Origin of the sequence: Pseudocitrobacter corydidari (assembly GCF_021172065.1) — a bacterium.
In the GTDB taxonomy this organism is placed as follows: Bacteria; Pseudomonadota; Gammaproteobacteria; order Enterobacterales; family Enterobacteriaceae; genus Pseudocitrobacter; species Pseudocitrobacter corydidari.
Window position 1 is genome coordinate 197,308 of sequence record NZ_CP087880.1, and the last position, 13,279, is coordinate 210,586.

Here is a 13,279-nt window from a genome sequence, read left to right on the forward strand (position 1 = left end):
TAAGCAAACGTTTGCGAGCCCATTGTGCATCCATTTTTCAGCGCGTGGATTTTCGCCGTTCGGCCTGAGAACGCGGTCAACTTTGATACCGTTCACGAAAATGAAACCGGGTACATTTTTGTCCTTGCATCAGTTGCGGTGAATGCACATGATGCCACTGAAACCGGTTTCTGTTTTTTGCGGAAACGTGACATTAGCATGTCGTTTTACCATTCAGGAGGGATGAGAACGATGAGCATCGCAGCATTTGATATTGGCGGTACCGCGCTAAAAATGGGCGTAGTGGACGCACAGGGCACCATTGTAGAAAAAGGCAAAGCGACCATCGTCGATAGCGACGGCGACCAAATTTTGCAGGCAATGCTCGACTGGGTTGCTGCGCATCCTCAATGCACTGGCATTGCTATCAGCGCGCCGGGCTATGTTAATCCTCATACCGGGTTTATCGAAATGGGCGGTGCTATACGTCGCTTCGATAACTTTCCGATGAAAGCGTGGCTGGAGGCGAAAACATCGCGACCGGTAACGGTTGAAAACGACGCCAACTGCGTGCTGCTGGCGGAGCGCTGGCTTGGCAAGGCCAAAAGCATGGATGATTTTCTGGTGCTGACTATCGGCACCGGTATCGGCGGTGCGATTTTCTGCAACGGCAAACTGGTTCACGGCAAGCGTTTTCGCGCCGGTGAGTTTGGCTATATGTTCACGGACCGGCCCGCCTCGCGTCACGTGACGAATTACACCATGAACACAACCTGTACGCTGCGCGTGCTGCGTAAACGCTATGCCGATAGCCTTGGGCAGCCGCTTGAGGCCATCACCGGTGAAGCGGTGTTTGATGCCTATGAGGCCGGCGATCGCACAGCGCGTCGTCTGGTCGATGACTTCCTGAATGGCATCGCTACCGGGCTCTATAACCTGGTCAATCTTTTCGACCCCGAAACCATTTTTATTGGCGGCGGCATTATTGAGCGCCCCGGATTCCTGGCGCTGCTGCGTGAGCATCTGCGCTGGTTCGGAATCGACGAATTCGTGTGTGCGGCAAGCCAGGGCAACGACGCCGGGCTGCTGGGCTCGGTTTACCATTTCAATCAACAGAACGCGACTGTTTAATGAGGGAAAGCTATGTCTGGATTTAAAGCGGGATTTCTGTGGGGCGGCGCAGTGGCGGCGCATCAACTGGAAGGCGGCTGGCAGGAAGGCGGAAAGGGCATCAGCGTAGCTGATGTGATGACGGCTGGCGCACACGGGGTACCGCGCGAAATCACCGATGGGGTATTACCCGGTAAAAATTATCCCAACCATGAAGCGATTGATTTCTATCATCGCTACAAAGACGATCTCAAGCTCTTCGCCGAGATGGGCTACAAATGTTTCCGAACCTCCATCGCCTGGACACGTATTTTTCCAAAAGGTGACGAGCTGGAACCGAATGAAGCCGGATTGCAGTTCTATGACGATCTGTTCGATGAGTGCCTGAAGCTCGGCATTGAGCCGGTGATCACGCTGTCACACTTTGAGATGCCGTATCACCTGGTCACCGAATATGGCGGTTGGCGCAACCGTAAACTGATTGATTTCTTTGTACGCTTTGCAAAGGTTGTTTTCACGCGCTATCAGCACAAAGTGAAGTACTGGATGACCTTTAACGAGATCAACAATCAGGCTAACTTCCACGAAGATTTCGCGCCGTTCACCAACTCGGGGCTGAAATACCTGCCGGGTGAAGATCGCGAGCCGGTGATGTATCAGGCGGCACACTATGAGCTGGTGGCCAGCGCGCTGGCGGTGAAAGCCGGGCATGAAATTAATTCGGCGCTGCAAATCGGCTGCATGATTGCCATGTGCCCTATCTATCCGTTGAGCTGTGCGCCTAACGACATGATGATGGCGATGAACGCCATGCATCGCCGCTACTGGTTCACCGATGTTCACGTTCGCGGAAAATATCCGCAACATCTGCTGAATTACTTTGAACGTCGCGGATTTGCGCTGGATATCACCGAAGAAGACAAACAGGCGCTCACCCAGGGCTGTGTCGATTACATCGGTTTTAGTTACTACATGTCGTTTGCCACCAAAGCGACCGACGATAACCCGCAGCTGGATTACGATGAAACCACCAGCCTGGTCTCTAACCCCTACGTGCAGAAATCCGACTGGGGCTGGCAGATTGACCCGGTGGGGCTGCGTTACTCGCTGAACTGGTTCTACGACCACTATCAGTTGCCGCTGTTTATCGTCGAAAATGGCTTTGGCGCAATCGACGTGCTGGAAAGCGACGGCACGGTGAACGACCAGTACCGTATTGATTATCTCGCGGCCCACATAAACGAGATGAAAAAAGCGGTAGTGGAAGATGGCGTTGACCTGATGGGCTACACCCCATGGGGCTGTATTGACCTCGTTTCCGCAGGCACCGGCGAGATGAAAAAACGCTACGGCTTTATCTACGTTGATAAAGATAACGAAGGCAACGGCACGCTGGCGCGCAGCCGTAAAAAATCCTTCAACTGGTATAAAGAGGTCATTGCCTCTAACGGCGAGAAGCTGTAATTGCTTTTAAGCGGTCAACCCCGGTTGGCCGCTTTCCTTTCGTAATGCCTGTCAGCGCTGATAATCGTTTTTCTCTTCACCGCAACCCCGCCTATGCTTGATCAGCATCAAGTAAAAAAATGTTGCCGGCGAAAAGAATGGCGGTATAATCCGTCGATTTTTTTTGTGGCTGCCCTATTCAAAGGAGAAAGAGAATGAAGATTGTGGAAGTGAAACACCCACTCGTCAAACACAAGCTAGGCCTGATGCGCGAGAACGATATCAGTACTAAACGCTTCCGTGAACTCGCCTCCGAAGTTGGCAGCTTACTGACTTATGAAGCAACCGCCGATCTGGAAACCGAAAAAGTCACTATCGAAGGCTGGAATGGCCCGGTAGAAATCGACCAGATTAAAGGCAAGAAAATTACCGTTGTGCCAATCCTGCGTGCGGGCCTCGGCATGATGGACGGCGTGCTGGAAAATGTTCCGAGCGCGCGTATCAGCGTTGTGGGTATGTACCGCGACGAAGAGACGCTGGAGCCGGTACCGTACTTCCAGAAACTGGTTTCCAATATCGATGAGCGTATGGCGCTGATCGTTGACCCGATGCTGGCAACCGGCGGTTCCGTTATCGCCACCATCGACCTGCTGAAAAAAGCGGGCTGCAGCAGCATCAAAGTGCTGGTGCTGGTCGCGGCACCAGAAGGCATCGCTGCGCTGGAAAGCGCGCACCCGGACGTTGAGCTCTACACCGCATCCATTGACCACGGGTTAAACGAGCACGGATACATTATTCCGGGCCTCGGCGACGCCGGTGACAAAATCTTTGGTACTAAATAAGATAATAAATCATAAAGAGCCGACTTAAGAGTCGGCTTTTTTTTGAATAAAACTAAATGCAAAATCTAAAAACACTGACACTGAGGAAAACATTATGACGCGCCGTGCTATCGGAGTGAGTGAACGACCGCCGCTGTTACAGACGATCCCGCTTAGCTTGCAGCACTTGTTCGCCATGTTTGGTGCCACCGTTCTGGTGCCAGTCCTGTTCCACATTAACCCGGCAACCGTGCTGCTGTTCAACGGCGTCGGCACTTTGCTCTACCTCTTTATCTGTAAAGGCAAAATTCCGGCGTACTTGGGCTCGAGCTTTGCATTTATTTCACCGGTTATGCTTCTGCTGCCGTTGGGATACGAAATGGCGCTCGGTGGCTTTATTATGTGCGGCGTGCTGTTCTGTCTGGTGTCGTTTATCGTGAAAAAAGCCGGTAGCGGCTGGCTGGATGTGATGTTCCCTCCGGCGGCGATGGGCGCAATCGTTGCCGTCATCGGCCTTGAACTGGCGGGCGTGGCGGCGAACATGGCGGGCCTGCTGCCAGCAGAAGGGCAAACGCCGGATAGCAAAACTATTATTATCTCGATGGTTACGCTTGCGGTCACTGTATTTGGTTCAGTTCTGTTCCGCGGCTTCCTCGCCATTATCCCTATTCTTATTGGTGTGCTGGTGGGCTATGCGCTCTCCTTCGTGATGGGCGTTGTCGATACCACGCCGATTGCCCAGGCGCACTGGTTCGCGCTGCCAACTTTCTATACCCCGCGCTTTGAATGGTTCGCTATTCTGACGATTCTGCCTGCTGCGCTGGTAGTGATTGCCGAGCACGTCGGCCACCTGGTGGTGACCGCGAATATCGTTAAAAAAGATCTGATTCGCGACCCAGGTCTGCACCGTTCTATGTTCGCTAACGGTCTGTCGACGATTATCTCTGGTTTCTTTGGCTCCACGCCAAACACCACTTACGGTGAAAACATTGGCGTGATGGCGATTACCCGCGTCTACAGCACATGGGTTATCGGCGGCGCGGCGGTGATTGCGATTCTGCTCTCCTGCGTCGGTAAACTGGCTGCGGCCATCCAGATTATCCCGCTGCCGGTGATGGGTGGTGTATCTCTGCTGCTGTACGGCGTGATTGGCGCATCCGGTATTCGCGTCCTGATTGAATCGAAAGTGGACTACAGCAAAGCGCAAAACCTGATCCTGACCTCGGTGATTCTGATCATCGGCGTCAGCGGCGCGAAAGTGCACATTGGGGCTGCTGAGCTGAAAGGCATGGCGCTGGCGACCGTGGTGGGCGTCTGCCTGAGCCTGATCTTCAAACTGATCAGCGTGCTGCGCCCGGAAGAAGTGGTGCTGGATGCTGACGACAGCGACGTCTCCACCCGCTGATCCTCTGACCGGGCGGTACGCCGCCCGGTTCTCTCATGGGATAATTCTGTGATAAACTCATCGCGTTTTTACGTAAGCTCATGAAGAGGTCCCTCTGAACGCACCGGCACAGCTCTCTTTGCCACTCTATCTTCCCGACGACGAAACGTTTGCGAGTTTCTGGCCGGGTGATAACCCTTCTCTCCTTGCAGCCGTGCAAAACGTCCTGCGCCAGGAACACAGCGGATACATCTATCTATGGGCGCGGGAAGGGGCAGGGCGTAGCCATCTGCTGCACGCAGCCTGTGCTGAACTCTCGGCGCGCGGTGATGCCGTGGGCTATGTTCCGCTGGATAAACGCACCTGGTTTGTGCCGGAGGTTCTGGAAGGAATGGAACAGCTTGCGCTGGTGTGTATTGACAACATCGAGTGCATTGCCGGGGATGAACTCTGGGAGATGGCGATTTTCAATCTGTATAACCGGATCCTCGAAACAGGGAATACCCGACTGCTGATCACCGGCGATCGTCCACCGCGTCAGCTTAATCTCGGCCTGCCGGATCTCGCTTCTCGTCTCGACTGGGGGCAAATTTATAAGCTTCAGCCGCTCTCTGATGAAGACAAACTACAAGCGCTACAACTGCGCGCGCGTCTGCGCGGCTTTGAGCTGCCGGAAGATGTGTGCCGTTTCCTGCTTAAACGGCTGGACAGAGAGATGCGTACGCTATTTTTAACGCTCGACCAGCTGGATCACGCGTCGATTACTGCCCAGCGAAAACTCACGATTCCGTTTGTGAAAGAGATTCTGAAGCTGTAGCGGTTAGTGCGTGCTGGCGCTGACCAGCTCTGTCTCAGCGACACCAGTCAGTCTGCTCGCTTGTTGCACGTTAAATCCCTCGGCCAGCATGGCAAGCGCAATACGTCGCGCTTCCTCACCGCGCCCCTCTTCAACTCCTCTGGTCCAGCCTTTCTGCTCAAGATATTCGGCAATAGTCATAAGCGTTCCCTCATGGTGTGACGTACGCTGAGAAAGCTCCTGAATCAGCTTCTCAGGGTTCTCGGCGGTGCCGGTATGCAGCATGTAATTCAGTATGGCAAGCAGCCGATCCTTGCTAGTGTATCCCATCGTTAAAAGGGCAGCTAGCGGGGCGATCTGCTCGGAAAGATCCCGCAATCGGATATGTTTTTGCAGCAGTTCGAGTGTGGCAATTCGCCGATGCTGCATAATTTCGCTATCGGGCACGACGGTGATATCGACCAGAGGAAAGGGCTGGCTATACAAACGCTTAGCCAGTTCGGGGTCGGCGAATTCATCAAACCAGCGCAGGCTGTAGGGATAGGGCGTCGCCTCGCCATGATAAAACAGCAGGGGGATAACGATGGGCAACTGTTTATTTTTGGCATCCAGATGCCGCTGCATAACGTCCAGCGAGTAGCGCAGCATCCGAAACGCCATGTGTTTTTCCGGACGACTTTGATGCTCAATCAGCGTGTAGATATAGCCGTCGCCCGCCTGCGTTTTCACCGAATAGAGAATATCCGAAATGCGCGAGCGCAGATTTTTCTCCACCATGCTGGTGGCTTCCAGCTTTAAGGTGCTCAGATCACAGATGGCGCGTAGCGAAGCGGGAAGATAAATCTCGAGAAAATCCCGCGCCGTATCCACGTGGGCCATAAAATGCTTAAAGATCGCATCGTGCGGTGTGGATGTGGTTTGCTCTTCCATACTCCCTCCATGGGATATTAACTGATGGAGGGACTCTGGCAGCGTTGCTTAACCGGCTCAATGGGCAAATCTCACCGCTGCGAGCAGCGGCGAGAGATACTTTTACTGCCGTGTAAGACGACAATTTTTCCTGAACGTGATACGCACTTTTTTCAGCGTAGGTCGTTGAGCAAATGGCGCAGCAGTAAAGGAATGGGCCTGCCCGATGCCACGCTTTTTCCACTCTCGCGCCACAGGGCGGTGCCGCTGACGTCTAAATGTGCCCACGGGATACTTTGCGGGCAGAAGTGATGCAGCAGCCACGCGGCGGAGGCGCTAATTGCGGCGTTATTTCCCGGCGTATTGCACAAATCGGCAATTGCGCTGTCGGTCTGTTTTTTCAGGCGCGCATCCAGAGGTAGCGACCACACTTCATCGCCGCTTTGTTCTCCGGCCTGCGTCAACGCTTGACGCAGGTTTTCATCCTGGGTCATCAAACCGCTCAGCTCGTAGCCTAACGCTTTGACTACCGCACCGGTAAGCGTTGCCATATCAATAATGTATCGGGTGTGGGCGTGACGCTGGCTGGCCCAGGCGATGGCGTCGGCCAGCACCAATCGACCTTCGGCATCCGTATTATTGATTTCAACCGTCAAGCCGTTGCAGGCGCGTGCTACGTTGCCCGGTTGCATCGCATTTGGCCCGATGGCGTTCTCCGCCAGCGCCAGTACCCCCATCACCCGCACCGGCAGCGCCAGCGTGGCGATGGTCAGCATTAGCCCCAGAACGTTGGCGGCACCGCACATGTCGTACTTCATGGTGTACATGCCAGCGCCTTCTTTCAGCCACAGACCGCCGGTGTCGAAGGTGATCCCTTTGCCCACGTAACTGCGTACCGGGCCTTCTTTTACGCCGTCATAATGAATCGCTAACAGGCGTGGCGGGCGGGCTGAGCCTTTACCCACGGCATGCAATAACCCCAGCCCTTGTTCAACGATAGCCTGTTCGTCCAGAACTTCGCAGCGTAATGACTGAAAATCGGCGCAAAGTCGCTGCGCCTCGTCGACGACAAACTGCGGGGTACATTGTTCAGATGGAATATCAGCCAGCCGACGGGCGGCGATCATGCCATAGGCAATGGCGTGTTCCTCGCGGATTAATGCTTCCAGCGATGGTTTCTGTTCCTCGTGACAATAGAGGCTGAGCTGGGTGACGCGTAAGCGATTGGTCGTTTTCTTTAGCCCCAGATCGTCCAGGTTATGCGCCAGGTTGAAGATGAAACGCACCGCTTTTCTCACCACAACGAGATGGGGTGAATATGAACAATCCAGCACAACATGCTCGCTACGCGGCGCGGCCAGCAGAGGGCGCAGATGATTAACCAGCGTATCGGTTAACGTATCCTGCCAGTCGCTTTGCGGCACGATGGTCAGGCGGGCCAGCGGCGCGCAGTGAAATGTGGTATCCGCAAGCTCACCCGTCTCGGCTTGTGCGCTCATTTCTTGCATTAATAACGAGGGGAGTGCATTCGCGAGCGGGCTACCTGCTGTGGTGATAAGATGGCTTTTTGCCACAATTTCCTGGTGAGATGTCAGTAATTGATAGTGAATCATAAATTATTCCTCAATCGGAGCCCGGATCCGCGCAGCGTAGGCCTGCATCCACGCATCATCGACGGGATAACAAACGGTTTTTCCTTGTACGCGCTCGGTGCGAAAAACAGTTAGCGGCTGGTTTTCCGTCGCGACCACGAAGGAGAAGGATTGAATATTGGTGGCCGCGCCAAACTCACCTCGCGCGTTCATGCAGACGACAGACAGGTCGCCCGCTCGCCCGAAGCGCGACATCAGCTTGTCTTCTAGCTCCTGGACGACAGAATCCGCTGCCTGCTGTGGCGCCATGCCCTGTGCCATGCGGCGAACGATTTCGTAGCTGGCGCAGCCTTTCATGAGATCTTCCCCGACGCCGGTGGCCGTTGCGGCGCCAACTTCACTGTCGCAATAGAAACCGGAACCAATCACAGGGGAATCGCCCACGCGTCCGCGCTTTTTCATAAACAGGCCGCTGGTGGAGGTCGCGACGCTCATTGAACCCTGTTTATCCAGACCGATGATGCCGACGGTGTCATGTCCATCGTACGGGCTTAGCCCTTTATCGAGCGTTTCGCGGCAGCGTTTACGATAGTGTTGAAGCGCTCGTTCGGTGAGCATCTTTTTATCGGCAAACCCCTGGCTTAACGCCCATTCCCGTGCGCCTTGCCCGACCAGCACACAGTTGTAGCGTTGCCGTCCAAGGGCATGCGCGACGCGGACCGGGTTCGCGATGTCGACCAGATTGGCTACCGCGCCAAAGGCCAGCGTGTCGCCATCCATCCAGGCGGCGTCCAGCTCAACTTCACCATTCTCGGTTGGCAATCCCCCGTAGCCGACGGATTTATAAAACGGAAAGTCTTCAACGGCGGCAACGGCGTCTACCACTGCATCGCCGGCGCGATGGCCCTGCATCAGAGCGTCGGCGGATTGCGTAACGCCTTCCAGCGCCATTCTCCAGGTGGCAATGATTCCCCACATTGTTTACTCCTGTTTCGCCAGTGCGTTAGCGGCGTCGTGATGTGATTGAATTTCTGCGGCGCGGTACTGTTTGTCCAGGATGCGCATGAAGGGTAGATAGATCATGGCGCCAATCAACAGGTTCACTATCTGCATCAGGCAGCCGGAAAGATGTCCGGTCACAATGAAACCGCTGATGACCGGCGGCAGCGTCCAGGGAATAAAGACCCCGGTGGTCACCGCGACGATACCGACTTTCATGGCCACATATTGCACGGTCACCAGCACCAGTGGCACCAGGTTAAACGGAATCAGCATGATAGGGTTCATAATGACCGGCAGGCCAAACAGAATCGGTTCGTTGATATTAAAGATTGAGGCACCCGCCCCCAGTCGGGCGACTTCGCGCATGTTTTTACTGCGCGCAAAAATCAGCATCGCCAGCACCAGCGATAACGTCGCACCCGCGCCGCCCATCCAGATCATGTCAAAAAACTGTTCGGTGATGATATGCGGCGGCATTGCACCCGCCTGAATTGCGGCGATATTATCGGTCTGGTTTTCCATCCACAGCGGGCGAATGATGCCGTTAATCATCGAGCCGGAGTTAATGCCGACGGACCAGAGGATCGTAATGCTGAACACCGTCATCAGCGCGCCAAAATAAGAGGTACCGTAGTGACGAACCGGCGTAGCCACCACTTCATAAATAAACTGATGAATGGTGCGGTAGTGGGTGTTATCAAAACTGATACGAATCGCCAGCACGATAATCATTACGATCAGCGCCGGGATCAGCGCGGCGAAAGACTCCTGCACTGCCGGTGGAACGCCCTCAGGCATCTTGATCACCAGCTTTTTACGTTTCAGCCAGCAGAACAGTTCCGTCCAGAGCAGTGAGCCAATCATAGCGACAAACAGGCCTTTGGTGCCAATCCATTCGATCGGTACCACGGTGATACCGCCGTTGTCGGCGACTTTGATAAACGGGGTAAGAATTAAGAAGCAAACCAGCGCGAGGATCCCACAGGAGATTCTGTCTTCGCCATAGTGCTCAGCCAGGCGAAAGGCCACCAGAAAGCTAATGAACAGCGACATAGTTGAAAAGACGGCGCTGAAAGGAATCTCAACGATACTGCTCCAGTTATCACCAAAGGTGCGAGACATAAACAACTGGTAAGGCTGGTTAGGAAATGAGGAGATAACCAACAGAATAGAGCCGACGATGATAAACGGCATGAAGGAGACGTAAGCACCGCGAATGGCGCATAAATGGCGCTGTTGCGCCGCTTTAGCCGCCAGTGGCATCAGCTTTGCTTCAAGAAATCCCAGAACATTGTTCATTGTGAACTCCGTACAAGATTAAGGGCAGGGTGTGTGTTATGTAACGGGATTATTGAAGAATTCCTCACGCAGAACGGTGAAATGAGTCACATTGCGTTGGGTTTAATCATATTAATCTCATATGATTAGTTACGATTATTTGTGGAGATAGTCATGGAAATTAAGCTGCATGCCAACGCCACCACTACGCCACGCATACGTCGCTATCTGCAACAGTCAGATAAAAGTGACCGTGAGCTGGCAAAGGAATTGGGTATTTCTGTGACAACCGTGCGTCGCTGGCGTCAGCGCGAGCATATCACTGACCGGCAAACCACGCCTGGCGTGATACACAAAGCATTGAGATCTGATCAAATTGCCTTGCTTAATGTCTTACGTGAACAACTGCGCGCGCCGCTGGATGAATTACTGTTTCTTGTTGTTGAAGGGCTGGGAATTACGGTTTCGCGGGCAACGTTGAACCGCTACCTGAAACCTGCGCGGAGGGGGGCGGGTGCTGCGTCATTACAGGGAAAAAAGGCATTGAAAGCAGGGCTGCGTGCGGATTCGTTGCAGTTGCATTACGTCTTTTTGCCGCTGCACATGGATGATGGCGGCGATCATCATTTGTTATGGGCGCAGGAGCCTGTCAGCGGCTGGCTCTTTGCGCGCATCTATTCAGGCATATCGCGACAGCTGGTGATTCACTGGCTGGAAGAGGCGCTAACGCAGTGTCCTGCTGATATTCAATCTATTGAGACAAATGATTGTAAGTGGTTTGAGATAGCGCCAGACTCGCCTGTCAGCGAATGGCTGGATGCGAAAAAATTAAAGCATCGCGTAGCGTCTCGACCCATCGTAGCGTGGGGAGAATCTGCAACACCACCGCTGGGGGAGCTTTTCCCGGTACTGAAAGAAAAAAGCCCTGATGAGGTATTACAGCACCTCTGTGAACTATGGAATTCGGGGAAAGGGCAGAAAAAATTGGGTGAATGCACGCCGCAGCACTTTCTTGAAGTGCTGCGGCAAACTCACACTAGCTAACGATTTCCAGAACCTGCTCCGGTGGGCGACCAATGCGCGCCTGGCCGTTGCTGACCACAATCGGGCGTTCAATCAGCTTCGGGTTCTCAACCATCGCCTGAATCAGCTGGGCTTCAGTCAGTTGGTTATCGGCCAGATTGAGTGATTTATAGAGATCTTCTTTCTGGCGCATCAGTTCGCGGGCGCTGTTCATGCCCAGCATTTGCAGCAGCTGCTTGATGCCTTCGGCATCCGGCGGAGTTTCCAGATAAAGCACCACTTCTGGCTCAACGCCGTTGGCTTTCAGCAGGCTTAAGGTCTCGCGGCTCTTGGAACAGCGCGGGTTGTGGTAAATTTTTACCGCATCAGTCATAAAATCTCCCGAGTTCTGACAATTTCGTTCCCGATTTACATTTTCGTGTAAGGACGGAAACGTTCCTGTAATTGACGAAGCTGGTCGATACGCGCGTCGTAGCGCGCCTGTTCCAGACTTCTGAGTTTGACCTGGGCGCTGGCGCTGCTGAGCAGAGAAATCGCCTGGTCGAGCCGTCCGACTAACGCCATATTCTCGGCTCTGGCTGCCAGTTCCTGATCGCGATGGCCCAGTTTGGCCTGCGCCTGTGCCAGCAGCTCCCAGCCGTTGGTGTCATCTTTATAGTTGAACGTGTAGCGGTTAAGGATGGTCACCGCTTCAGATGCCTGTCCTGCTTCGAGCAGGGCGTTGGCCAGGTTGAGCTGCAGCACCGGGTTCGTGCGCAGGTCGCGCGCGCTTTTCAGCCGATTAATGGCGTCGGCGGCTTTGTTCTGACCGAGGTCGATATCGGTTGCCAGGTCAAGATACCACGCATTTTGCGGGTCGGCGGCCAGCAGCGGGCGCAGCAGGCTACTGGCCTGCGCGTTGTTCTTCGCTTCCATCGCCTGAAGCGCACGGCCATACTGCGCGGCATTTTGTTCGCGAATATTGCCCTTCGACCAGGCATCGATCAGGTCGCTGGTCAGCTGATTTTGCCCGGAGTTATACATCCCAAGCGTACGCGCTTTCGCCAGATAGAAATCGGCGGAGGATTGCACCACCATCGGTTTCATCTGATTGGCGCGGTTACGCGCATCGGCCAGACGGCTTTCCGGCAGGGGGTGAGTCAGCAGCATTTCTGGCGGGCGCGAGGAGTAGCGCGCCTGGTCGAGCAATTTATCCATAAATGCCGGCATCGCCTGCGGGTCGAAGCCGGATCGTTGTAACACCTGAATACCGATACGATCCGCTTCTTCTTCATTCTGACGGGTGAAGCTGATCATGCTCTGTTGCGTACCGGCGAGGGTACCGCTCAACGCCGCCATCCCGGCCTGCGGGCTGGCCATCGCCAGCAGAATTGAGCCTAATGCGCCGACCCAGGTGAGCGGGGCGTTACGTTTCTGGTCTTCCATCGCACGCGCCAGATGGCGCTGGGTGACGTGAGAGATTTCGTGCGCCATGACCGATGCCAGCTGGCTTTCATTATCGGAATAGCGGAACAACGCCGAGTGCAGCACCACGTTCCCGCCGAAGAAGGCGAAGGCGTTGATATCGTCGTTGTTGATTAAATAGAAGTGGAACGGCGTACGCACCGACCAGGCGTGCGACACCAGACGCATACCCAGCGTATTGATGTACTGCACCAGCAGGGGGTCGTTAATCAGCGGCGCGCTGCCGCGCAGTTGGCGTACGTAGAAATCCCCCATTTGCATCTCCTGACCAATGGAGAGCGTGCTTCCTGCGGAGGTGCCCATATCTGGCAACGTATCAGCCGCATCTGCAAAAGCGGGTGCCGCCTGGCCGAGCGTGAGCGCTGCAATAAGGGATGCCACCAGCGTTTTTTTCAACTGCCTGAACATAACCTCTGTCCTGTAATGTGGGATTTTTCAGTTTGACCGACAGGGCGGCGTTACGTTCCCTGAAAGGCTA

Annotated in this window: 12 protein-coding genes; 6 read left to right on the plus strand and 6 right to left on the minus strand. The window is 54.5% G+C overall.

What is annotated here, in order from left to right:
- The first annotated feature begins 231 nt into the window (after positions 1-231).
- The 5 genes from bglK to G163CM_RS00860 all read left to right on the plus strand — a co-directional run bounded on the left by bglK (position 232) and on the right by G163CM_RS00860 (position 5,554).
- A complete protein-coding gene (gene bglK / locus G163CM_RS00840) occupies positions 232-1,110 on the plus strand; it encodes a beta-glucoside kinase BglK (RefSeq protein WP_231826531.1) in 879 nt (292 codons plus the stop codon).
- A 12-nt stretch (positions 1,111-1,122) separates the two neighbouring features.
- Positions 1,123-2,553 carry a 6-phospho-beta-glucosidase gene (locus G163CM_RS00845; protein ID WP_231826532.1) on the plus strand — a complete coding sequence of 477 codons (1,431 nt, stop codon included), beginning with the start codon at positions 1,123-1,125 and terminating at the stop codon, positions 2,551-2,553.
- A 194-nt stretch (positions 2,554-2,747) separates the two neighbouring features.
- Positions 2,748-3,374, plus strand: a complete 627-nt coding sequence (gene upp / locus G163CM_RS00850) for a uracil phosphoribosyltransferase (protein ID WP_015963457.1) — start codon at positions 2,748-2,750, stop codon at positions 3,372-3,374.
- A 94-nt stretch (positions 3,375-3,468) separates the two neighbouring features.
- Positions 3,469-4,758, plus strand: coding sequence for a uracil permease (gene uraA, locus G163CM_RS00855; RefSeq protein ID WP_015963458.1), 1,290 nt, complete (start codon positions 3,469-3,471; stop codon positions 4,756-4,758).
- A 94-nt stretch (positions 4,759-4,852) separates the two neighbouring features.
- Positions 4,853-5,554 carry a DnaA inactivator Hda gene (locus G163CM_RS00860; protein WP_231828305.1) on the plus strand — a complete coding sequence of 234 codons (702 nt, stop codon included), beginning with the start codon at positions 4,853-4,855 and terminating at the stop codon, positions 5,552-5,554.
- Positions 5,555-5,557: 3 nt separating this feature from the next.
- On the opposite strand, the gene G163CM_RS00865 is transcribed toward G163CM_RS00860, so the two are convergent.
- The 4 genes from G163CM_RS00865 to G163CM_RS00880 form a co-directional block, all read right to left on the minus strand.
- Positions 5,558-6,463 (minus strand): Rpn family recombination-promoting nuclease/putative transposase, encoded by a 906-nt coding sequence (locus G163CM_RS00865; RefSeq protein WP_231826533.1) that lies wholly within the window; start codon positions 6,461-6,463, stop codon positions 5,558-5,560.
- A 152-nt stretch (positions 6,464-6,615) separates the two neighbouring features.
- Positions 6,616-8,055, minus strand: a complete 1,440-nt coding sequence (locus G163CM_RS00870; protein WP_231826534.1) for a leucyl aminopeptidase family protein — start codon at positions 8,053-8,055, stop codon at positions 6,616-6,618.
- Between the two features lie 3 nt (positions 8,056-8,058).
- Complete coding sequence (locus G163CM_RS00875) at positions 8,059-9,012, minus strand: glycosylasparaginase (RefSeq protein WP_231826535.1); 954 nt, start codon at positions 9,010-9,012, stop codon at positions 8,059-8,061.
- Positions 9,013-9,015: 3 nt separating this feature from the next.
- Complete coding sequence (locus tag G163CM_RS00880; RefSeq protein WP_231826536.1) at positions 9,016-10,335, minus strand: PTS sugar transporter subunit IIC; 1,320 nt, start codon at positions 10,333-10,335, stop codon at positions 9,016-9,018.
- A 153-nt stretch (positions 10,336-10,488) separates the two neighbouring features.
- Here G163CM_RS00880 and G163CM_RS00885 point away from each other — a divergent pair, with 153 nt between their 5' ends.
- Positions 10,489-11,358: a helix-turn-helix domain-containing protein gene (locus G163CM_RS00885; protein ID WP_231826537.1), complete on the plus strand. Its 870-nt coding sequence runs from the start codon at positions 10,489-10,491 to the stop codon at positions 11,356-11,358.
- Here G163CM_RS00885 and arsC read toward each other — a convergent pair.
- Both arsC and bepA read right to left on the minus strand, forming a co-directional pair.
- Positions 11,351-11,710: an arsenate reductase (glutaredoxin) gene (gene arsC, locus G163CM_RS00890; protein WP_015963461.1), complete on the minus strand. Its 360-nt coding sequence runs from the start codon at positions 11,708-11,710 to the stop codon at positions 11,351-11,353. The two genes, G163CM_RS00885 and arsC, sit on opposite strands and share 8 nt — an antisense overlap.
- Before the next feature lie 35 nt (positions 11,711-11,745).
- Entirely contained in the window at positions 11,746-13,209 is a 1,464-nt protein-coding gene (gene bepA, locus G163CM_RS00895) for a beta-barrel assembly-enhancing protease (RefSeq protein WP_231826538.1), read from the minus strand.
- Positions 13,210-13,279 lie beyond the last annotated feature (70 nt).

Excerpts from the sequence above, each read along its gene's own strand:
- bglK (WP_231826531.1), top strand. The coding sequence starts at position 232 with ATGAGCATCGCAGCATTTGATATTGGCGGTACCGCGCTAAAAATGGGC.
- G163CM_RS00845 (WP_231826532.1), top strand. The coding sequence starts at position 1,123 with ATGTCTGGATTTAAAGCGGGATTTCTGTGGGGCGGCGCAGTGGCGGCG.
- upp (WP_015963457.1), top strand. The coding sequence starts at position 2,748 with ATGAAGATTGTGGAAGTGAAACACCCACTCGTCAAACACAAGCTAGGC.
- uraA (WP_015963458.1), top strand. The coding sequence starts at position 3,469 with ATGACGCGCCGTGCTATCGGAGTGAGTGAACGACCGCCGCTGTTACAG.
- G163CM_RS00865 (WP_231826533.1), bottom strand. The coding sequence starts at position 6,463 with ATGGAAGAGCAAACCACATCCACACCGCACGATGCGATCTTTAAGCAT.
- G163CM_RS00870 (WP_231826534.1), bottom strand. The coding sequence starts at position 8,055 with ATGATTCACTATCAATTACTGACATCTCACCAGGAAATTGTGGCAAAA.
- G163CM_RS00875 (WP_231826535.1), bottom strand. The coding sequence starts at position 9,012 with ATGTGGGGAATCATTGCCACCTGGAGAATGGCGCTGGAAGGCGTTACG.
- G163CM_RS00880 (WP_231826536.1), bottom strand. The coding sequence starts at position 10,335 with ATGAACAATGTTCTGGGATTTCTTGAAGCAAAGCTGATGCCACTGGCG.
- G163CM_RS00885 (WP_231826537.1), top strand. The coding sequence starts at position 10,489 with ATGGAAATTAAGCTGCATGCCAACGCCACCACTACGCCACGCATACGT.
- arsC (WP_015963461.1), bottom strand. The coding sequence starts at position 11,710 with ATGACTGATGCGGTAAAAATTTACCACAACCCGCGCTGTTCCAAGAGC.
- bepA (WP_231826538.1), bottom strand. The coding sequence starts at position 13,209 with ATGTTCAGGCAGTTGAAAAAAACGCTGGTGGCATCCCTTATTGCAGCG.